Source organism: Spongiactinospora sp. TRM90649, from assembly GCF_029382225.1.
Lineage (GTDB): Bacteria > Actinomycetota > Actinomycetes > Streptosporangiales > Streptosporangiaceae > Spongiactinospora.
The window spans coordinates 302,360-321,637 of record NZ_JARLTC010000002.1 but is presented as its reverse complement, the minus strand read 5'-3'; the positions used below and the strand labels follow the sequence as shown (position 1 = coordinate 321,637).

General features: G+C 71.1%; 19 protein-coding genes. 12 read left to right on the top strand and 7 right to left on the bottom strand.

The features are described 5' to 3' along the window. The first annotated feature begins 2 nt into the window (after nt 1–2). The gene (locus P3X83_RS01535; protein ID WP_277303402.1) at nt 3–398 is read left to right on the top strand and encodes a cytidine deaminase; all 396 of its coding nucleotides are present in this window, start codon (nt 3–5) and stop codon (nt 396–398) included. A gap of 4 nt (nt 399–402) precedes the next feature. After that, complete coding sequence (locus P3X83_RS01530) at nt 403–1,677, top strand: thymidine phosphorylase (protein ID WP_277303401.1); 1,275 nt, start codon at nt 403–405, stop codon at nt 1,675–1,677. Nucleotides 1,678–2,421: 744 nt separating this feature from the next. On the opposite strand, the gene P3X83_RS01525 is transcribed toward P3X83_RS01530, so the two are convergent. Together P3X83_RS01525 and P3X83_RS01520 are read right to left on the bottom strand one after the other, a co-directional pair. Continuing rightward, on the bottom strand, nt 2,422–3,330 hold the full coding sequence (locus P3X83_RS01525) for an aminoglycoside phosphotransferase family protein (protein WP_277303400.1): 909 nt from the start codon (nt 3,328–3,330) through the stop codon (nt 2,422–2,424). Next, nucleotides 3,327–4,718 (bottom strand): hypothetical protein, encoded by a 1,392-nt coding sequence (locus P3X83_RS01520; RefSeq protein WP_277303399.1) that lies wholly within the window; start codon nt 4,716–4,718, stop codon nt 3,327–3,329. Before P3X83_RS01520 ends, P3X83_RS01525 begins: the two co-directional genes overlap by 4 nt. Nucleotides 4,719–4,809: 91 nt before the next feature. Between P3X83_RS01520 and P3X83_RS01515 the strand changes: the two genes are divergently transcribed. The 4 genes from P3X83_RS01515 (at nt 4,810) to P3X83_RS01500 (ending at nt 8,037) form a co-directional block, all read left to right on the top strand. Next, entirely contained in the window at nt 4,810–5,109 is a 300-nt protein-coding gene (locus P3X83_RS01515; protein ID WP_277303398.1) for a hypothetical protein, read from the top strand. A gap of 252 nt (nt 5,110–5,361) precedes the next feature. After that, nucleotides 5,362–5,595: a hypothetical protein gene (locus tag P3X83_RS01510; protein WP_277303397.1), complete on the top strand. Its 234-nt coding sequence runs from the start codon at nt 5,362–5,364 to the stop codon at nt 5,593–5,595. 496 nt (nt 5,596–6,091) lie between these two features. Beyond that, the gene (locus tag P3X83_RS01505; protein ID WP_277303396.1) at nt 6,092–6,919 is read left to right on the top strand and encodes an alpha/beta hydrolase; all 828 of its coding nucleotides are present in this window, start codon (nt 6,092–6,094) and stop codon (nt 6,917–6,919) included. A 149-nt stretch (nt 6,920–7,068) separates the two neighbouring features. Next, nucleotides 7,069–8,037, top strand: coding sequence for a zinc-binding dehydrogenase (locus tag P3X83_RS01500; protein ID WP_277303395.1), 969 nt, complete (start codon nt 7,069–7,071; stop codon nt 8,035–8,037). A gap of 18 nt (nt 8,038–8,055) precedes the next feature. On the opposite strand, the gene P3X83_RS01495 is transcribed toward P3X83_RS01500, so the two are convergent. After that, nucleotides 8,056–8,424: a MarR family transcriptional regulator gene (locus P3X83_RS01495; protein ID WP_277303394.1), complete on the bottom strand. Its 369-nt coding sequence runs from the start codon at nt 8,422–8,424 to the stop codon at nt 8,056–8,058. A gap of 75 nt (nt 8,425–8,499) precedes the next feature. On the opposite strand from P3X83_RS01495, the gene P3X83_RS01490 reads away from it, so the two are divergent. From P3X83_RS01490 to P3X83_RS01475, 4 genes are all read left to right on the top strand, one after another. Beyond that, nucleotides 8,500–9,945, top strand: coding sequence for an MFS transporter (locus P3X83_RS01490; RefSeq protein WP_277303393.1), 1,446 nt, complete (start codon nt 8,500–8,502; stop codon nt 9,943–9,945). 118 nt (nt 9,946–10,063) lie between these two features. After that, nucleotides 10,064–10,696 (top strand): hypothetical protein, encoded by a 633-nt coding sequence (locus P3X83_RS01485; RefSeq protein WP_277303392.1) that lies wholly within the window; start codon nt 10,064–10,066, stop codon nt 10,694–10,696. A gap of 88 nt (nt 10,697–10,784) precedes the next feature. Continuing rightward, nucleotides 10,785–11,873 carry an adenosine deaminase gene (locus P3X83_RS01480; protein ID WP_277303391.1) on the top strand — a complete coding sequence of 363 codons (1,089 nt, stop codon included), beginning with the start codon at nt 10,785–10,787 and terminating at the stop codon, nt 11,871–11,873. Then, the gene (locus P3X83_RS01475) at nt 11,870–12,514 is read left to right on the top strand and encodes a PH domain-containing protein (RefSeq protein WP_277303390.1); all 645 of its coding nucleotides are present in this window, start codon (nt 11,870–11,872) and stop codon (nt 12,512–12,514) included. Before P3X83_RS01480 ends, P3X83_RS01475 begins: the two co-directional genes overlap by 4 nt. A 24-nt stretch (nt 12,515–12,538) precedes the next feature. Here the strand turns inward: P3X83_RS01475 and P3X83_RS01470 are convergent, their stop codons facing one another. Continuing rightward, nucleotides 12,539–13,081: a UTRA domain-containing protein gene (locus P3X83_RS01470; protein WP_277303389.1), complete on the bottom strand. Its 543-nt coding sequence runs from the start codon at nt 13,079–13,081 to the stop codon at nt 12,539–12,541. 138 nt (nt 13,082–13,219) lie between these two features. On the opposite strand from P3X83_RS01470, the gene P3X83_RS01465 reads away from it, so the two are divergent. Next, nucleotides 13,220–14,455 (top strand): FAD-dependent oxidoreductase, encoded by a 1,236-nt coding sequence (locus P3X83_RS01465; protein WP_277303388.1) that lies wholly within the window; start codon nt 13,220–13,222, stop codon nt 14,453–14,455. Between the two features lie 30 nt (nt 14,456–14,485). Here the strand turns inward: P3X83_RS01465 and P3X83_RS01460 are convergent, their stop codons facing one another. Genes P3X83_RS01460 through P3X83_RS01450 form a run of 3 tightly spaced genes read right to left on the bottom strand, consistent with a single transcriptional unit; the run spans nt 14,486 to nt 17,460 of the window. Beyond that, a complete protein-coding gene (locus P3X83_RS01460; RefSeq protein ID WP_277303387.1) occupies nt 14,486–16,117 on the bottom strand; it encodes a phospho-sugar mutase in 1,632 nt (543 codons plus the stop codon). Nucleotides 16,118–16,132: 15 nt separating this feature from the next. Continuing rightward, nucleotides 16,133–16,948, bottom strand: coding sequence for a purine-nucleoside phosphorylase (locus tag P3X83_RS01455; RefSeq protein WP_277303386.1), 816 nt, complete (start codon nt 16,946–16,948; stop codon nt 16,133–16,135). Between the two features lie 59 nt (nt 16,949–17,007). Next, entirely contained in the window at nt 17,008–17,460 is a 453-nt protein-coding gene (locus P3X83_RS01450) for a gamma-glutamylcyclotransferase (RefSeq protein WP_277303385.1), read from the bottom strand. 107 nt (nt 17,461–17,567) lie between these two features. On the opposite strand from P3X83_RS01450, the gene P3X83_RS01445 reads away from it, so the two are divergent. Continuing rightward, on the top strand, nt 17,568–18,962 hold the full coding sequence (locus P3X83_RS01445) for an NAD(P)H-quinone dehydrogenase (protein ID WP_277303384.1): 1,395 nt from the start codon (nt 17,568–17,570) through the stop codon (nt 18,960–18,962). Nucleotides 18,963–19,278 lie beyond the last annotated feature (316 nt).

Genomic DNA, 19,278 nt, shown 5'->3' with positions numbered 1-19,278 from the left:
CGATGAACATCGACTGGGAGGCCCTGCGCGAGGCCGCGGCCGACGCGATGACCCGCGCCTACGCGCCCTACTCCAAGTTCCCCGTGGGCGCGGCGGCGCTGACCGCCGACGGCAGGGTCGTCACCGGCTGCAACGTCGAGAACGCCTCCTACGGCCTCGGGCTGTGCGCCGAGTGCGGGCTCGTATCCGCCCTGCACGCCACCGGAGGCGGCCGGCTGGTCGCGTTCACCTGCGTGGACGGGCACGGGGAACTGCTGATGCCGTGCGGGCGCTGCCGTCAGCTCCTCTACGAACACGGCGGCGCCGGCCTGCTGGTCGAGACCCTCGACGGGCCGAAACCGATGGCCGAGATCCTGCCGTGGGCCTTCGGGCCCGACGACCTGAGCCGGGGGGCCTGACGACTTGGACGCCATCGACGTCATCACCACCAAACGCGACGGACGCGAACTGAGCCGCGAGCAGATCGACTGGATGATCGACGCCTACACGCGCGGCGCGGTCGCCGAGGAGCAGATGGCGGCCCTGGCCATGGCCGTCCTGCTGAACGGCATGGACCGGCGGGAGATCGCCGACTGGACCCGCGCCATGATCGCCTCCGGCGAGCGGATGGACTGGTCCGGGCTCGACCGCCCCACCGCGGACAAGCACTCCACCGGCGGCGTCGGCGACAAGATCACCCTGCCGCTCGCCCCGCTCGCCGCCGCCTGCGGGGCCGCCGTGCCGCAGCTCTCCGGACGCGGCCTCGGGCACACCGGCGGCACACTCGACAAGCTGGAGTCGATCCCCGGCTGGCGGGCCTCGCTGTCCGGCACCGAGATGCTCGGCGTGCTCCGCGACGCCGGAGCCGTCGTCTGCGCCGCAGGAAGCGGCCTCGCCCCCGCCGACCGCAAGCTCTACGCGCTGCGCGACGTGACCGGCACGGTCGAGTCGATCCCGCTGATCGCGTCGTCCATCATGTCCAAGAAGATCGCCGAAGGCACCGGGTCGCTCGTCCTCGACGTCAAGGTGGGCTCAGGCGCGTTCATGAAGACCGTCGAACGGGCGCGTGAGCTGGCCCGCACCATGGTCGAACTGGGCACCGACGCCGGGGTCCGGACGGTCGCCCTGCTCACCGCCATGGACCGGCCGCTCGGCCTGGCCGTCGGCAACGCCCTGGAGGTCGCCGAGTCGGTGGAGGTGCTGGCGGGCGGCGGGCCGTCCGACGTGGTCGAACTGACCGTGCGGCTGGCCCGCGAGATGCTCGCCGCCGCCGGGATCACCGGCGGCAAGGACCCCGAGGACGCTCTGAAGGACGGCTCGGCCATGGACACCTGGCGCCGCATGATCACCGCCCAGGGCGGCGACCTCGACGCCCCACTGCCCCGCGCCGCCGAGACCCACACCGTCCTCGCCCCCGCCTCCGGCGTGCTGTCCCACCTCGACGCCTACGCCGTCGGCGTGGCGGCCTGGCGCCTGGGCGCGGGCCGCGCCCGCAAGGAGGACCCGGTGTCTTTTGGCGCGGGCATCGTCCTGCACGCCAAACCGGGCGACGTAGTGCAGGAAGGCACCCCCCTCATGACCCTGCACACCGACGACCCATCCCGCTTCCCCCGCGCCCAGGATTCGCTGTCCGACGCCTACACCATCGGCCCCGCCCCAGCCCTCCTCCCCTTGATCATCGACCGCCTCACCCCCTGAGAAGGTCCGTTCATACCGTCCCGCGCGCTGCACGCCAAAAGGGCCTCGCTGCGCTCGGACGATCTTTTCTAGGTCGGGCTTCGCCCGACAGTGGTCGCGCCCCGGTGTTCAGCGCTTCGCGAGTGTGGCCGCTTCTCGCCGTTACGGGGGCGTTTCGCGAACGCCTCGCCGGAGGACGCCCATTGCCGCCGCCTAACGGTAGCCGTACGGTCACGGTAAGCGACTTCGGTCATGTGAGAGGGATTCATGGGCGATCACTCCGGCAAACCCAAGCAGGATGAGCCGTTCAACCCCAAACAGCCTGGCAACCCGCAAGGGCAGGACACGGGCGACAGCCGACCGCCATCGGGGAAGCACGAGAAGCCCAAGGACGAGAAGTAGGCCACGGTGGACACCGAGCAGTGGATCGAACATCTACTGAGCCAGATCTCCGAACCGCCCAGCCCGCACACGCGAGACGCGCTGCACGCCGTCCCACGCCATCTCTTCGTGCCTTCACTCGCCGTCGCCGATGAGAAGCCCCGCCGCGTCATCGACCGCGATGCCGACCCCGAACAGTGGTGGAGCGCCGTCTACGCCGACATGCCCGCGCTCGGACGAGCTTTCCGGGGTCGGGCTTCGCCCTACGGTGGTTGCGCTCCGGGCCAGGCGTTGATCGAGTGTGGACGCTTGTCGCCGTTATGGGTGCCTTCGATGATCGCCGGCCATCGTGAGCGTAGGGCAGGCCGTTCTTGGCATGCCTCGTCAGCGGGGGTTGGGCGGGTGCCAGCGGGCGTTGGTGTCGTTTTCGCGCAGGGTGTTCAGGCGGTGGGTCAGTTCCTGGCGGGCCGACTCGTTCGTCGGCGCGGTGCGGATGTAGGGGCCGAGGCCGGTGATGTCACGTATCGCCATCAGGGTCGTCAGATCGGGCCAGGTGCGAACGTCCCATCCGTACGCAGCGGTGAACGCCTCGATGTCTTCGGGGGAGGGACGGCCGAACCGGCGCTGGGTGTAGTGAACCTGGGCGAGGTCCCACTCGCGGGGGCCCCAGGCGACGTGGTCCCAATCGCCGAGCACCGCCTGTCCGGAGGCGAGGCGCATCAGGTTGCCCGGATGGGCGTCGCCATGGATCAGGGCAGGCGGGTGTAGGTAGCTCAGTGCTCGCCACGCCGCCCGTAGTTCGCTGATTCTGTCTTGGAGCCAGGCCCGAGGCGGGCCGGCGAGGTCGGAGTCGCCAACGGCGCTGGACACCCCGGCCAGCGGATCGGTGAGCACGCTCAGCTCGCGGACCGGGCGGGGATCCATGGTGTGCAGGTTTCGCAGGAGTCGCCCGAGCTCCGACGCGGACGGAGGCGGGTCGATGACCGTCTCCTCGTATCGCCATACGGAGACCACGTGCTCATTGAGCATGCAGGGGTGGCCGGTGAGATCGGCCGGGACTACGCACGGAAAGCCCTTGGCGGCGAGCCATCGGGTCACCGCCACCGAAGAGATCACCTTCGGCAGGGCGAGGGGGTTGGTGGCGATCCTGATCAGGAGGGACAGTCGTGGTATCGCGAAGAGTGCATTGCTGTGCAATCGGATCAGCTCGGCGTCGCCGACCGGAAGGCCGAACCGGTCGCCTGCCTCGCCCAGAGCCGCACGAAGCCGTTCCTCCAGCCCGTGGCCGCTCACCCTGTGCCCCGGCCGAGCACCGTCGTGGCGGACTCGCGCAGAGCCTCGACGTCGCGCCGTCCCCGGTGCGGCGCGAGCGCTTGGAGCACCTCGCTCACTCGAAGCATGAGTCGCCTTGAGCGCAGTTCGGCGGCGGCATCGATGAGGTCCTGACCAAGTGCGCATGCGCGTTCGATGTCTGCGCCAGGGGCTTGCGCGTAGCCGAGGGCGGCCACTCCGAGCGAGAACGCCCGGGGACGCGCCTCGGTGCGGACCCGCAACGCGTCCTCCGCCGCCTGGGTCGCCTCGGCGGCCATGCCGAGGTTGGCGTAGCAGCGGGCCTCCTCGTGACGAAGGTGGCCCCATTCGTAGGCGTCTACCCAGGCGGGTTCCTCCAAGGTTCCGACCTGGCCGTATGCCGTCCATACCTGTCCGAGGGCGCGCTTCGTCGAGGTGCGGTCGCCGGTGAGCGATGTGGCCAGCGCCACCTTGGTCAGGATGAACGAGCGGGCCATGGGAGGCGCGTCCTTGACCATCGCGGCGGCGGCGGTCGTGCAGGCCACGGCGCTGTCGATGAGCTGGCGGTGACGGTCGGGGAGCAGCGAAGCCTCGTGGAGCGCCTGTTCACCCCAGCGACTCAGGACCCAGGCGGCCAATGGGCGATCATTGATCTGCTGGGCCAGGCCGAGGGCCACGCCGAGCAGGTGATGCGACATCGTGTCATGTCCTGCGTCCAGATGCATTGCCGCGACCCGGAGAGAGAACTCAACGCTCACCGCTGCCAATTCTCGCCGCTCTTTACTCTTGGCGCACCTGTGCAGGCGTGGCGTGATGACGTCGCTGAGGTAGCCGGTGGCGTACTCGCGTACGTGTTCGCCGCCGAATTGGCGATCTGAGGCGGTAAGAGAGCGCAGCATTTCTCTGATCACCCAGACATCGCCGTGTTCTCGCGCAAGTTTCCGTGAGGCGGGCGATCCGTTCAAGGAAGTAAGGGAAAGGCGGGTCGCGCCGTCTTCGGGACCGGTGGTCGGTGATGCGTCGCCGAAGAGTTCGTGTTCAGGCACGCGGAGTGCGCGGGCGAGCAGTGGACGATATCGGCGTCCTGGCGTATGTCGTCCTGCTTCCCATTGTTTTATCAAGCCGATGAGGCTCGGTACGTGCGGAATGGGATCGTCGGGGTGCGCGGCGGCGCGGAGACGCCGGGCGAGGTCGGCCCGGGACCAGTACGGGGGTGCCTCGCGCAGCTCCCGCAGGCGAATGGAAAATGCCCTATTAGCCGACATGTTGCGATGCGCCTTCCACGAGGAGGTGGTGGACGCTTTCAGTCCCACCCCTTCCTGCCCTTTCTTGCCCCCATCCTGCCCGTCGTCCACGCTCGCCGTCAGCGCTTCACTGGGTGTGGCCGACACGTAAGAAGAGGCGGTCTCGGACGCGATGATCTCACCCGCCGACCGGGGTCTTGGCCGTATGGAGGTGCGACCCGTGGGAGATCTTAACTGCGTGCCGGAATCCGGCATAACCGCTTTTGTCGAACAAGAGGATGACGTGCTCGCCTCGTGGGAGGTCGATGCGGGCGATCGCGGTTCGGCCGGTGTGACCGGCTCGGCCGCCGCCGCGGCGAAGGACATGCTGGCTGCCTTGGCCGCCTTCCATGACGGGCGGGGCCGGGTGCGGTTCGCGCGGGTCATCCCGTCGATGTCCGGGGCCGAATACCGGTACGGCGCGACGGTGCTGACCGCCCACCGCCGTGCCGGTGCGACGACGACCGTGCCGGGTGACGCATGGGACCTCGTCCAATGAGCGGGAGCGGAGACGGGATATGGCCGCTGCTGCGCCATATGGCACCAGTGAGCGGCAGCACCTACAGGCGCGGGTGGGTGGCCGCCCCGGTCGGCACGCGCCGTCCGCCCGTTCCGCCTGAGAACTTCCAGGAAGCGCGGTGGCCACACCACCGCGCGGCACGGGACCTGACGGTTCCCGTGCCCCGGCGCGGGCGGGCCGTGGTCACTCACATCCCGGCCCGTCCGCGCCCCCAGACGGGAGGTGGCGGCCGTGGATGACCTGACCGTCCGCGACCGCGCCCACCTGGCCGCTCTGGAGGTCACCTTCCCCGGCTGGCAGATCACCGTGGACGGGGGCGAGTGGCGTGCCGGGCGGCGTGGCACGCCGACCGCCGTCCAGCGGGCGGCGGGGCTGGTCGAGCGTGTGGCCCGGCCGACGCCGGTCGCCCTGTCCGAGGCGCTGGCCGAACAACTCGGCATCCTGGTCCACCTGGGCGACGCCTGACCCCTCGGCGGGGTGCACATATCCCTCCGAAAGGTCGATGGCGGTCCTGGCGAGATCGCCTGCACCCGCTGGTGGTCCCGCGTTCGGTCGATCTTCGGCGTCGGCGGCTCGTTCATCGCCAAGGGTTTCGGGCGCTGCCTCCGCCGGTGGGTGGGCCCGGGGGGCTGGTCAGAAATGGTCTGTGACGTGGTGCAGCCTTCAGGCTGATGGGATGGCGTTGCTCGCGGTCTGTCCGGGCGGAGTGGTCGATCTCGTGCGTTCCGTGTCCAGGCGATTGACCTGCGGCGACAGCGTCGGGCGAAGCCCGACATCGGAAAGAACGTCCGAGCGCAGCGAGGGCCTTGCTTTGCCGAAGGGGGAGCTTTGGGGTGGCGTGGTCGGGAATGTCGAAAAGTGTAGAAAACGGTCATTCGGTGTGCCCTGAGGGGGCGGTGTGCCGAGGGCCGGTTCTTTCTGAGGTGTCCGGGGCGGGGGCCTGGGGCGGAGGGGGTATGCGATGGGGTACGTGACGACGCGGGACGGGAACGAGATCTTCTACAAGGACTGGGGGTCGGGGCCGCCGGTGGTGTTCATTCACGGGTGGCCGCTGAACGCCGACGCGTGGGAAGACCAGATGAAGCTGGTCGCCGAGAACGGCTTCCGGGGGATCGCGCACGACCGGCGGGGGCATGGTCGTTCGAGCCTGCCCTGGGAGGGCTACGACTTCGACACCTTCGCCGACGACCTGGCGGATCTGATCCAGGCCCTGGACCTGCGCGATGTGACGCTGGTGGCGCACTCCATGGGCGGCGGTGAGCTGGCCCGCTACATCGGCAGGCACGGTACGTCGCGGGTGCGCAAGGCGCTGCTGCTGTCGGCGATCACGCCGGTGATGCTGAAGTCGGACACCAACCCCGAGGGGGTGCCGATGGAGGTGTTCGACAAGATCAAGGCAGGGATCCTCGCGGAGCGCTCGCAGTTCTGGAAGGACACCTCGGAGGGCTTCTTCAGCGCCAACCGGCCGGGCAACAAGGTGACGCAGGGCAACCGGGACGCCTTCTGGCTGATGGCCATGCAGGAGAGCATCAAGGCGGCCGTGGACTGCGTGACGGCCTTCGGCACCACGGACTTCACCGAGGACCTGCGCAAGTTCGACATTCCAACGCTCGTCGTGCACGGTGACGACGACCAGGTGGTGCCGTTCGCGGCGACGGGCAAGAAGGCCGCGGAGATCATCGCGAACGCCAAGCTCAAGGTCTACGAAGGCGGTTCGCACGGCATCGCGCTGGTGCCGGGCGACAAGGAGAAGTTCAACGCCGACCTGCTGGAGTTCCTGAAGAACTGAGCCGCGAAGCGAGCGGGCACGCGCAGGGGTCGCGTGCCCGCTCGGAGCGTGCGCGTGAAGCTGTCCGCTGATGGCGAATTGACCTTAAGTCAACTTGAGGTTGGAGGCTGGGGCCATCGTTCGAATCCAGAAGGAGAGTGGTGGTCGTCATGCGCGCGATCCAGGTGCGTGAGTTCGGTGGGCCCGAGGTGCTGACGCCGGCGGAGATTCCCGAGCCGGTCGCCGCGGCGGGGGAGGTCGTCGTCGCGATGGAGGTCGCCGACGTCATCTACCTCGACACCCTGTTGCGCCGCGGCTGGGGGGGCGAGATCTTCCCGCGCGACCTGCCGTACATCCCGGGCGGCGGGGGAGCGGGCCGGGTCGTGTCGGTGGGGGAGGGCGTGGATCCGGACTGGGCCGGCCGCCGCGTCGTCGTGCGGACGGCCAGCGGCTACGCCGAGCGGATCGCGGCCCCCGTGGCCGACGTGACCGAGGTGCCGGACGGCCTGCCGCTGTCGAAGGCCGCCGCCGTCGTCCATGACGGGGTGACGGCGCTGATGCTCGCGGACGGCGCGGCCATCGCCAAGGGCGAGTGGGTGCTGGTGTCGGCCGCGGCCGGTGGCGCGGGCTCGCTGCTGACGCAGTTGGCCGTGGACGCCGGGGCGCGGGTGGTCGCGGCGGCGCGCGGCGAGCGCAAGCTCGCGCTGGCCCGCGAGCTGGGCGCGGAGGCCGTGATCGACTACTCGCGGGAGGGCTGGGATCAGGAGGTCCGTGAGGTTACCGGTGGCGCGGGCGTGGACCTGGCCTTCGACGGCGTGGGCGGCGCGCTCGGCGCGGCGGTGTTCCGGACGGTCGCCGACGGCGGCCGGTTCGTCACCTACGGCACCAGCGACGGCGGGTTCGCCGAGATCGACACCGAGGAGGCCGGACGCCGCCGGATCTCGGCGCGCAACACGCTGGCGGACGGCCCGCCGTCGCCGGAGGTGGTGAAGGACGCGCTCGGGCGGGTGCTCGCGCTCGCCGCCGAGGGGACGATCCGCCCGGCGATCGGCGCGGTCTTCCCACTGGCCCGCGCCGCGGACGCGCACCGCTCGCTGGAGGAGCGCGCCACGGTCGGCAAGTCGCTCCTGATCATCTGAACCGGCAGGCGAGCAGGGTCAGCCGAGGGTGGAGCTGAGGACGGCGCGGTGGGTGGGGAGGGCGGCGGCGTGCCGGGCGCGGCCGTCGGCGGTGATGCAGACGAACACGCCGCGCCTGTCTCTGTCGCAGATGGCGCGGCTGACCAGGCCCGCGCGTTCCAGGCGGGCGATCAGCCGGGACAGCGCGCTCTGGCTCAGGTGCACGGCGTCGGCGAGCTCCTGAACGCGGTATTGGTGCTCGCCGTCTTCGACCATGCGGTCGAGGACCTCGAACTCGCTCGGACCCAGGCCGTGCTTGTCGCCCAGCTCGCGTTCCAGAGCGCACCAGGTCGCGGCGTGCTGGGCGAGCAGATGCCGCCAGCTCGCGACGATCGCTTCCTCGCTCACAGCCGCGAGTGTACCAGGGAAGAACTTAAGATGCACATGCATTTAATGCTGTTGCATTAGATGTGGATGCATGTAATGTTCCTTCTCATGCATCCCTCGTCTACCGGCGAGCGCTGGGATGCGCGCCTTTGGGGCGCGCTCACGGTGCTTTGCGCCGTTATCTTCCTTGACGCACTCGACGTGTCGATGGTCGGAGTTGCCCTCCCGTCCATCCAGTCCGACCTGGGCATGACCACCTCCGCGCTGCAGTGGGTGGTCAGTGGATATGTGCTGGGGTACGGCGGTCTGCTGTTGCTCGGGGGCCGGACCGCCGACCTGCTGGGGCGTCGCAGGGTCTTCCTCATCGCGCTCGGTGTGTTCGCCATCGCCTCGTTGCTCGGGGGCATCGTGGAGGACGGCACACTGCTGATCGTGGCCCGGTTCATCAAGGGCATCAGTGCCGCCTTCACCGCGCCCGCCGCACTGTCGATCATCACCACGACCTTCGCCGAGGGCCCGGCGCGCAATCGGGCCCTCAGCATCTTCACCGCCTGCGGAGCGAGCGGCTTCTCGCTCGGCCTGGTGCTTTCCGGCCTGCTGACCGAGGTGGGCTGGCGCTGGACCTTCCTGATGCCGGTGCCGGTCGCGCTCATCGCCCTCGCCGCCGGCTACCGGCTCCTGCCGCGCCACTCCGGCGAGGGGCGCGCGGCGGGCGGCTACGACCTGCTCGGCGCGGCCCTGATCACGTTCTCCATGCTGCTGCTCGTCTTCGGGGTGGTCGAGGCCCCGGAGGCCGGATGGACCTCGCCGCGCACCATCGCGTCGCTGGCCGCCGCCGTCGTGCTGCTCATCGCGTTCGTCGTGACCGAACGGCGCGTCCGGCACCCCCTGGTACGGCTGGGCATCCTGCGCTCGGCGCCGCTCATCCGGGCCAACCTCGGCCTGGTGATCCTGTTCGGCTCCTACATCGGCTTCCAGTTCGTCGCCATGCAGTACTTCCAGAACCTGCTGCACTGGTCGGCCCTGGAGACCGCGCTGGCGTTCCTGCCCGCCGGTCTGATCGTGGCGCTCACCTCCACCAAGATGGGCGGCCTCGCCGACCGGTTCGGCACCCAGCGGCTCATCGCGGTCGGCGCGGTGGCGCTGGCGGGCGGCTACGGGATCTTCCTCGGCGTGGACGCCAACCCCAGCCTGGGGCTGCTGATCCTGCCCGGCATGACCCTGCTCGGCATCGCGTTCGGCCTGTCGTTCCCCTCGCTGAACATCCAGGCCACCAACGGCGTGGCCGACGAGGAACAGGGGCTCGCCTCCGGCCTGCTCAACACCTCGGGCCAGGTCGGCGGGGCGATCGTGCTCGCGGTGGTCACCGCGGTCATGACGTCGGGGGACTCCGGAGACCCGATCGTGGGCATCCGCTCGGCGATCGTGGTCTCGATGGTCCTGGCCGTCGTGGGACTGCTCGTCGCGCTCACCGGCGTGCGGGCCCGGCGGCCTGCGGAGAGTCCGCAGGTCGAATCGGACAAGGTTCTCGAAACCGTCTAGCAAGCCACTCCGCGTACGGCTCCCGCGTCCAGCCAGGGCGCGGGAGCCGTCGATTGCGGGGCGGTTCGGTGGGCAGGCGGCGTCAGGGCGGGTATCTCAATCGGTAGGAGGCCGCCCTATGAACACCACGCGCACAGCTCTTTCCCTACTGGCCCTCATGGTGCTCACGGCCTGCGGTTCGGGCAGCGGGCAGGCCACGACGGCCCCGGGCACCGGCTCGCCCGCGCCGGGCTCGGCGACGCCGTCCGCCGATGCCCCGACCTCGGCGACCTCGCCGGCGTCGCCGACCACATCGGGCTCGCCGAGCGCGGTCGCGCTGCCACCGACCGGCACCGAAGAGGTCGAGGTCGAACGCGACGGCATGGACCCGGCGCTGGTCCGCAAGGTCAGGTTCGCCGGGCATCCCGGCTTCGACCGGGTGGTGATCGACCTCACCGGCGCGGTGCCCGGCTACTCGGCCAGGTGGGCGTCGAAACTCGTCCAGGACGGCAGCGGCGACCCCATCCCGGTCAAGGGCGGCGCGTACCTCGCGGTCACGCTCCGCCCCGCGCACGCCCACGACACGGACGGCGACCCGGTGTGGACCGGCGGGCCGATCTACACCGCCGGGCTGACCAACGTCACCAAGGTGGTCCGGACGGGCGACTTCGAAGGGGTCGTCGGCGTCGGGCTCGTGCTCGACCACCGCGCGGGGTTCCGGGTCTTCGAGCAGAAGAACCCGTCCAGGCTGGTGGTGGACGTGGCCCACTAGCCGTGCGCCCGCAGCGCCCACGCAGTGCCCCGCGTCCCCGCAGTGCGCCCGCCATGTCCCGGGGGCCCGCGAACCCTAAGATGGCGGAATGAGCCACCCGCCCAGCCCAGCCGCGCTCCGCCAGGCCCCGAAGGTGCTCCTGCACGACCATCTCGACGGCGGGCTCCGCCCCGAGACCATCGTCGAGCTGGCCCGCGCCTCCGGCTACGACCGGTTGCCCACCACCGACCCCGGCGAACTGCGCGTGTGGTTCGAACAGGCCAGTGCCTCCGGCTCGCTGGAACGCTACCTGGAGACCTTCTCCCACACGGTCGGCGTGATGCAGTCGCGCGAGGCGCTGGTCCGCGTGGCCGCCGAGTGCGCGGAGGACCTCGCGGCCGATGGCGTCGTCTACGCGGAGGTCCGTTACGCCCCCGAGCTGCACACCGGCGGCGGGCTGACGCTCGACGAGGTGGTCCAGGCGGTGACCGAGGGGTTCGCGCAGGGCTCGGCGGGCCGTCCGATCAAGGTCAGGTCGCTGCTCACCGCGATGCGCACGCAGGCCAGGTCCAGGGAGATCGCCGAACTGTCGGTGCGTTACCGCGACGTCGGCGTGGTCGGCTTCGACATCGCGGGCGCGGAGGCCGGCTTCCCGCCCACCCGCCACCTCGACGCCTTCGAATACCTGCAGCGGGAGAACGCCCACTTCACCATCCACGCCGGTGAGGCGTTCGGGCTGCCGTCCATCTGGCAGGCCATCCAGTGGTGCGGGGCCGACCGCCTCGGCCACGGCGTCCGCATCATCGACGACATCACCGTCTCGCCGGACGGCGAGGCCAAGCTCGGCAGGCTCGCCGCCTACGTCCGTGACAAGCGCATCCCGCTGGAGATGTGCCCCAGCTCCAACGTGCAGACCGGCGCGGCCAAGTCGATCGCCGAGCACCCGATCGGGCTGCTGCGCGCGCTGCGCTTCCGGGTCACGGTCAACACCGACAACCGGCTGATGAGCGGCACCATGCCGTCGGTGGAGTTCGGCAAGCTGGTGGAGGCGTTCGGCTACGGCTGGGATGACCTGCAGTGGTTCACGGTGAACGCGATGAAGTCGGCGTTCATCCCGTTCGACGAACGGCTCGCGCTGATCAACGGGCAGATCAAACCCGGATACGCCAAGCTCAAGTGGGCGGGGGAGGCGTCGTGAAGCAGGTCTACCGGTCGCGGCTCGCCCAGGTCCTCGGCTGGCTGTGGGTGGTGTTCGCCGCGGTGATGGCCGTCGACCTGGTGATGCGCTACAACGGGCCGCCCTCGCTGGTCGCGGGGGCGGTGCTGGCCGTGCTGACCGCGATGATCGTGGTTACCTCGCTGCGGCCCGCGACCGTCCTGCTGGAGGAAGGCGTGCTGGTCCGCAACCCGTTTCGCGACACGTTCCTGCCGTGGGCGGCGGTGGGCGAGGTGCGCGTCTCGCATGCCATCCAGATCGACTACGACGGCGGCACGGTGCGCTGCTGGACCCCGCAGTCCTCGGCGCGGGAGCGGGTGTCGGCGCTGCGCCGTACGACGTCGCAGGACGGGCGCACCCGCGCCTCGCAGGGGCTTACGACCATGCCCAAGACCACCTCCGGCGAGCAGGCGGCGGTCGACGCGATGGCGGGCCGCACGCACGCCGACTTCGTCGCCGACCAGATCACCGAGCGGGCCGAGAAGGCCAGGAGCAAGGCGGCGTTCGAAGGGAAGGGCGAGGCCGCCGAGACCCCGGCCGCCCGCACCACCTGGTCGATCCTCGCCGCGGCGGGCTGCCTGATCGCCGCCGCTCTCGTCGTGGTGGCGATCATCGCCTCCTGAGGAAGGCGCCCCTGAAGGCGCCCGTCAGAACTCGTCGTGCCCGGGAAACTGCGTCACGTCGAACACGTGCCGGGTGGCCGCGCAGATCGTCTCAAGTACGTGCACGGGCGTGCCGTCCGCCGAGTATCCGGCGCGCAGGATCTCCACCACCCACTCGCCGGGCCCGACGGCCAGCGTCTCACGCTCGACGGGCTCGGCCGGGCGCGCCGTCAGGGTCTCCTCGGCGTGGCCGAACACGTGCCCGAGATCGGTGAGCGCGGCCTGCAACGACGGCCGCACGAAGCCCGGCTCGGCGATTCGGGTGCCCGTGAACAGGTCGGCCAGGAAGAAGCTGGTCGCCACCCGCACCGGCACGTCGTCGGCCGTCATCACCTTGCGCCGCGCGATCACCTCCGCCCCGGGCGCCACCCCGAGCCGCCCCGCGATCCGCTCACTCGCCGCCTCCGGCCCCACGTAGAGCATCCGGCGCCCCGCCTTGATCCCCTGCGCCTCGGCCTCCGCCAAATACAGCGAAGCCGCCGCCCGCACCACCGGCGCCGTCGGCACCGACCTGCGCACCACCACCATCTCCGCCCCTCCCCAACGACCCAGTGCGCCCCGACTCTATCGACCGGCCCCCGATGTGAGCAGGGACACATTGACGGGGTAAGGGCCGAAGGCGGATAGTAAAGGTAATTCAACAGTCGATGAAATCAGGTGGTGGTCATGTCAGAGCACGTGACCTGCGTAATCATCGGGGGCGGCCCGGCGGGGATGGTGATGGGGCTGCTGCTCGCGCGAGCCGGGGTGCGGGTGACCGTGCTGGAGAAGCACGGTGACTTCCTGCGTGACTTCCGTGGCGACACGGTGCACCCCTCGACTCAGCAGCTCCTGGACGAGCTGGGGCTCGGAGAACGCTTCGCCAAGTTGCCGCAGAGCCGGATCCAGGAGATCTCGTTCCCCAACGCCGACGGGGGCAAGGTGGTGGTCGGCGACCTGCGGCGGCTCAAGGTGCGCTACCCCTACATCGCGATGGTTCCGCAGTGGGACTTCCTCAATCTGCTCGCCGAGGCGGCCAAGCAGGAGGAGTCGTTCGAGCTGCGGATGCGGACCGAGGTGACGGAGCTGATCCGTGAGCCCGGCCGGGTGGCGGGCGTCCGTTACCGCAGGGAGGACGGCACGACCGGCGAGATCCGCGCCGACCTGACGGTGGCCTGCGACGGCCGGTGGTCGATCGCCCGTCAGCAGGTCAAGCTGGTGCCCAAGGAGTTTCCGGTGCCGATCGACGTCTGGTGGTTCCGCCTGCCCCGCCTGCCGGAGGACGAGTTCTCCGCGCTCACGCCGGTCACCAGCAAGGGCAGGTTCGTCCTGGTCATCCCACGCGAGAACCACCTGCAGCTCGCCTATGTCGACAAGAAGGGCATTGATCCGCAACTGCGTGCCCAGGGCATCGAGCACTTCCGCAGGGAACTCGCCGAGGCCGTCCCATGGCTGGCCGGGAGGGTCGGCGAACTGACCAGCATGGACGACATCAAGCACCTCGACGTGCGCCTCAACCGGCTGAACCGGTGGAGCGTCCCCGGCCTGCTGTGCATCGGCGACGCCGCGCACGCCATGTCGCCGATCGGCGGCGTCGGCATCAACCTGGCCGTGCAGGACGCCGTGGCCGCCGCCACCCTGCTCGCCGGGCCGCTGCGGCGCGGCACGCTCACCCCCGCCGCGCTGGCGCGGGTCCGCAAGCGCAGGCTGCTGCCGACGATCCTGGTCCAGTCGCTGCAGCGGATGCTACAGCGGGCCGTGGTGCGGCCGATCGTGAACGGCGAGCGCTCCGGCCCGCCCGCGGTGATCGCCAAGCTCGTCCGGCGCTTCCCGAAGGCGTCCTACATCCCCGCCTACCTCATCGGGGTCGGGCTGCGCCCCGAGCACGCGCCCGAGTTCGCCCGGCGAGCACCGGTGGGCTGAGCGGGGTCCTCTCAGGCCCCGAAGCGGGCATCACAGCCCGAGCGTGGCGGCGAGGTCGTGCCGTACGGCCTCGACGTCACGCGCCGCCCGCGCCCTGGCGGCGTCCACGTCGCCGGTCACCGGGCACACGACCTCCAGGTAGCACTTGAGCTTCGGCTCGGTGCCGCTCGGACGCACCACCACGCGGGCCTCGCCCGCGAGCCGGAAGCGCAGCGCGTCGGTGGGCGGCAGGCCCGTGAGACCCGGGGCGTAGTCGTCGATCCGCTCCACTGCCCGCCCGCCGAGCGCGGCGGGCGGCTCGGCACGCAGCCGGGCCATCGCCTCGATGATCAGCGACACGTCCGCGACGCGGACCGGCAGCGCGCCGGTGGCGTGCAGGCCGTACCGCCTGGCCTGGTCGTCGAGCAGGTCGAGTGGCGTACGGCCCGCGCGCCGCGCGGCGGCGGCGATCGCCGCCACGGTGAGCGCCGCGCCGATGCCGTCCTTGTCCAGGACGGGCGGCCCGGCGTCGGACCCGACGCAGTAGCCCAGCGCCTCCTCGTAGCCGAACACCAGCCCAGGACCGGCCCGCATGATCCACTTGAAGCCGGTCAGCGTCTCGGTGAACGCCACCCCGTACGCGGCGGCGATCTTGCCGAGCAGCGAGGACGACACGATGGTGGTCGCCACCATCCGCTCCGCCCCCGACGTCGAGGCCAGCACGTGCTCGGCCAGCAGCCCGCCCAGCTCGTCGCCGGACAGCATCCGGTATCCGCCCTCGCGCGCCGGGACGCCCACCGCGCACCGGTCGGCGTCGGGGTCGTTGGCGATCACGATGTCCGCCCCGATGCCGCCGGCCAGCTCCAGCGCCAGGTCCATCGCGCCGGGCTCCTCCGGGTTCGGGAAGGAGACGGTGGAGAAGTCCGGATCCGGGTCGCGCTGCGCGGCCACCATGTGCGGCGGGGCGAAACCCGCCCGCCGGAACGCCTCGGCCAGCGTCGCCGCGCCCACGCCGTGCAGCGGCGTGTACGCCACGGTCAGCTCACGGACCTCCGGATCGCCGAGCGGCAGCGCGGTGACCGCGTCCAGGTAGTCGTCCACGATCTCCTCGCCGAGCACCTCCCACTCGCCCTCCGGGAGCAGGTCCACCCGCCCCACGGCGTCGATCGCGGCGGAGATCTCGGCGTCGACGGGCGGCACGATCTGCCGCCCGTCGCCCCAGTAGACCTTGTAGCCGTTGTCGCGCGGCGGATTGTGGCTTGCGGTCACCGTCACCCCGGCGTCGGCCCCCAGGTGGCGCACCGCGAAGGCCAGCACGGGCGTCGGCAGCGGCCGGGGGAGCAGCAGCGCGCGCAGCCCGGCCCCGCCGAGCACGGCCGCCGAGTCGCGGGCGAAGACGTCGGACTTGTGCCGCGCGTCGAACCCGATCACCACCGTGCGACCGGGGCCGAGCACGGCGGCCAGCCCGGCGGCGGCCCGCCGGACGGTGACCCGGTTCATCCGGTTCGGCCCGGCGCCCAGTTCGCCGCGCAGCCCGGCGGTGCCGAACTCCAGCTTGGCGCCGAACCGGGCGGCGAGCGCGCTGAGATCACCGGCGGCGAGCAGCCCGGCCAGTTCCTCGCGGGTCTCCGGATCGGGGTCCTGGGACAGCCAGTCCTCGGCCCGCCGTACGAGATCGTGCACGCGCGTCCTCCAGCGCTAGAGCTTGTCCACCACCGTGGCCAGCAGCTCGCCCATCCGCGCCGCCGTGGCGCGGCCCACCGCGAGGACCTCCTGATGGTCGAGCGGCTCACCGGTCAGCCCGGCCCCCGGGTTGGTGACCAGGGACAGGCCGAGCACCTCCGCGCCGCCCTCGCGGGCCGCGATCGCCTCCAGCGCGGTGGACATGCCCACCAGGTCGCCGCCGAACGCCCGGCACATCCGGATCTCGGCGGGCGTCTCGTACGTCGGGCCGCGGAAGGCCACGTAGACGCCCTCGGCGAGCGACGGCTCGGCGGCGCGGGCCAGTTCGCGCAGCCGGCGGCTGTACACCTCGGTCAGATCGACGAACCTGGCCCCGGTGATCGGATTGGCGCCGGTCAGGTTGATGTGATCACTGATCAGCACCGGATCGCCCACCCGCTGGGTCTCCGGGCGCAGGCCGCCCGCCGCGTTGGTGAGCACGATCGTGCCCGCCCCGGCGGCGATCGCGGTGCGCACGCCGTGCACCACCGGCCCCACGCCGAGCCCCTCGTACAGGTGCGTGCGGCCCAGGAAGATCAGGACGTTGCGGCCGGAGGCCGTGGACACCACGCGGATCCGGCCCGCGTGCCCCGCGACGGCGGGCGGCGCGAACCCCGGCAGGTCGGTCACCGGGATCTCGGCCACCGTGCGCCCCACGGCGTCGGCGGCCGGAACCCAGCCCGAACCGAGCACCAGGGCCGCGTGGATGTCGTCCGCGCCGGTCGCGGACCTGAGGGCATCGGCGGCCTCGCCCGCCAGGGCGAGCGCCGCCGCGTGATCGTCTTGGCTCACCCCCCGAGGCTACCGGCCGTGGCCCTGGAAGATCAGCCCCCCGAATCAAGCAGCCCGGGTCACGTGCCCAGCGACTTGCAGGGACGGCCGCGCAGGTCCTTCACGTAGTCGTCGGGGGCCCCGGCCTTCTCGGCCGCGTCGGAGATGATGCCCAGGTAACGGGCGGCGGGCAGGCCGCCCTCGTACTCGTCGAGGACGTGGAACCAGGCCACCACCTCGCCCTCCAGGGTCTGCACGCGCAGCCGCACCCGGTGGTAGAGCCCGAGCGAGGCGCCCTCCCACTGGTCGAGGGTGCCCTCGTCCCACTCGGGGACGTCGTAGAGAACGACGAAGACCTGCTCCATGGGGTCTTCGACGATGGTGGCGAGCGCGCCTTCCCAGCCGATGTCCTCCCCGCCGAAGGTCAGACGCCAGCCTTGGACCCAGCCCGTGCCCCGCATCGGGGAGTGGGGAGCCCGCTGGGCCATCTGCTTGGGGTCCATGTTGCTGCCGTACGCGGCGTAAACAGGCACGGCACCCTAGCGTAATCCAAGATCGCGTTCGGCGGTCTAATGCCGGGACGACCGGTGGTTCGCGCCCCGATCGTTACTCACTCGCGCGATACGGGACAATGGTGTACGTGACGAGGATCGTGATCATAGGCGGCGGCCCCGGCGGTTACGAGGCGGCCCTGGTCGCCGCGCAGCTCGGCGCCGAGGTCACAGTGGTCGAGAAGGACGGCCTGGGCGGGGCGTGCGTGCTCACCGACTGCGTGCCGTCCAAGACCCTTATCACCACGTCCGTTCGTAAACAGGCGCTGCTCGACGCCGCATCGCTGGGCGTCCACTTCAGCGGCGGCGGCGACGGTGAGGTGGGCGGCGTCCTGGTCGATCTGCCGCTGGTCAACAAACGGGTAAAGGAACTGGCGCAGGCGCAGTCCGCCGACATCGCGGCGCGCGTCGCGGCCGAGGGCGTAGAGGTGATCCGCGCCTCGGGCCGCCTGGTCGATCCGCAGGTGGTCCGGGCCGGCGACCGCACGATCGAGGCCGACGTGGTGATCGTCGCCACCGGCGCGACCCCGCGCGTGCTGCCCTCCGCCCGGCCCGACGGCGAGCGCATTCTCGACTGGCGGCAGCTCTACGACCTCCCCGAGCTGCCCGAACACCTCATCGTGGTCGGTTCCGGCGTGACCGGCGCCGAGTTCGCCGGCGCCTACCGGTCGCTCGGCTCGGAGGTCACGCTGGTCTCCAGCCGTGACCGGATGATGCCCAACGAGGACGCCGACGGCGCGGAGGTGCTGGAGGAGGTCTACCGGCGGCGCGGCATGAACGTCATGGGCCGATCGCGGGCCGCGTCGGTCAAGCGCGTCCCGAACGGCGTGGTCGTCACGCTGGAGGACGGCCGCACGGCCGAGGGCACGCACTGCCTGATGACCGTCGGCATGGTGCCCAACACCCATGGGCTCGGCCTCCAGGAGGCCGGGGTCACGCTCGACGCCAACGGGTTCGTCCAGGTGGACAAGGTCTCCCGCACCTCCGCCCCCGGCGTCTACGCGGCGGGCGACTGCACCGGCGTGCTGATGCTGGCCTCGGTGGCGGCGATGCAGGGCCGCATCGCGGTGTGGCACGCGCTCGGCGAGGCCGTCCAGCCGCTCCGGCTGGCCACCGTGGCCGCCAACATCTTCACCGACCCCGAGATCGCCACGGTCGGCGTCGCGCAGCGCCAGATCGAGTCCGGCGAGATCGAGGCCAACGTGGTCAAACTGCCGCTGGCCACCAACGCGCGGGCCAAGATGCAGGGCTTCAACGACGGTTTCGTGAAGCTGTTCTGCCGCCCGAACACCGGCATCGTGCTTGGAGGCGTCATCGTCGCCCCGCGCGCCTCCGAGCAGATCCTCGCCGTGTCGGTCGCGGTGCAGCAGCGGCTGACCGTCGACCAGCTCGCCCACACCTTCGCGGTCTACCCGTCGCTGTCCGGCTCGGTCACCGAGGCCGCCCGCCGCCTGATGCAACCGATGACCGGCAACGGCATCTGATCGCGCACAGGTGCGGGTGATCGGCCGGTACGGCAAGCCGTTCCCAACGCCGCCGCCCGTGCCTGGCGAAGGCCCGTGCCCGAGCGCTTCTCAAGCGTGCATGGTTCTCGCCGTTACGGCACCAGTTGGAAAGGCCCTCCCCGGGGTGATCGTCCGTGCCGGTACTGTCAGACCGTTACCCACCCACCACCCCCACCGCCCCTCCGGGGCGATGCCCCCCGCCGGGGCGGCCCAGCGCTCCGCGCGGCCACGCCCCCTCCACCCCGCTCCGCACCTACTCCGGTCCCGGCGACAAGCCGCACAGTGACGCTGTTCG

What these genes read in the sequence shown, in the direction of transcription:
- P3X83_RS01505 (WP_277303396.1), top strand. Translation starts at nt 6,092, where the DNA reads ATGGGGTACGTGACGACGCGGGACGGGAACGAGATCTTCTACAAGGAC.
- P3X83_RS01465 (WP_277303388.1), top strand. Translation starts at nt 13,220, where the DNA reads ATGTCAGAGCACGTGACCTGCGTAATCATCGGGGGCGGCCCGGCGGGG.
- P3X83_RS01535 (WP_277303402.1), top strand. Translation starts at nt 3, where the DNA reads ATGAACATCGACTGGGAGGCCCTGCGCGAGGCCGCGGCCGACGCGATG.
- P3X83_RS01500 (WP_277303395.1), top strand. Translation starts at nt 7,069, where the DNA reads ATGCGCGCGATCCAGGTGCGTGAGTTCGGTGGGCCCGAGGTGCTGACG.
- P3X83_RS01480 (WP_277303391.1), top strand. Translation starts at nt 10,785, where the DNA reads ATGAGCCACCCGCCCAGCCCAGCCGCGCTCCGCCAGGCCCCGAAGGTG.
- P3X83_RS01470 (WP_277303389.1), bottom strand. Translation starts at nt 13,081, where the DNA reads ATGGTGGTGGTGCGCAGGTCGGTGCCGACGGCGCCGGTGGTGCGGGCG.
- P3X83_RS01490 (WP_277303393.1), top strand. Translation starts at nt 8,500, where the DNA reads ATGTTCCTTCTCATGCATCCCTCGTCTACCGGCGAGCGCTGGGATGCG.
- P3X83_RS01485 (WP_277303392.1), top strand. Translation starts at nt 10,064, where the DNA reads ATGAACACCACGCGCACAGCTCTTTCCCTACTGGCCCTCATGGTGCTC.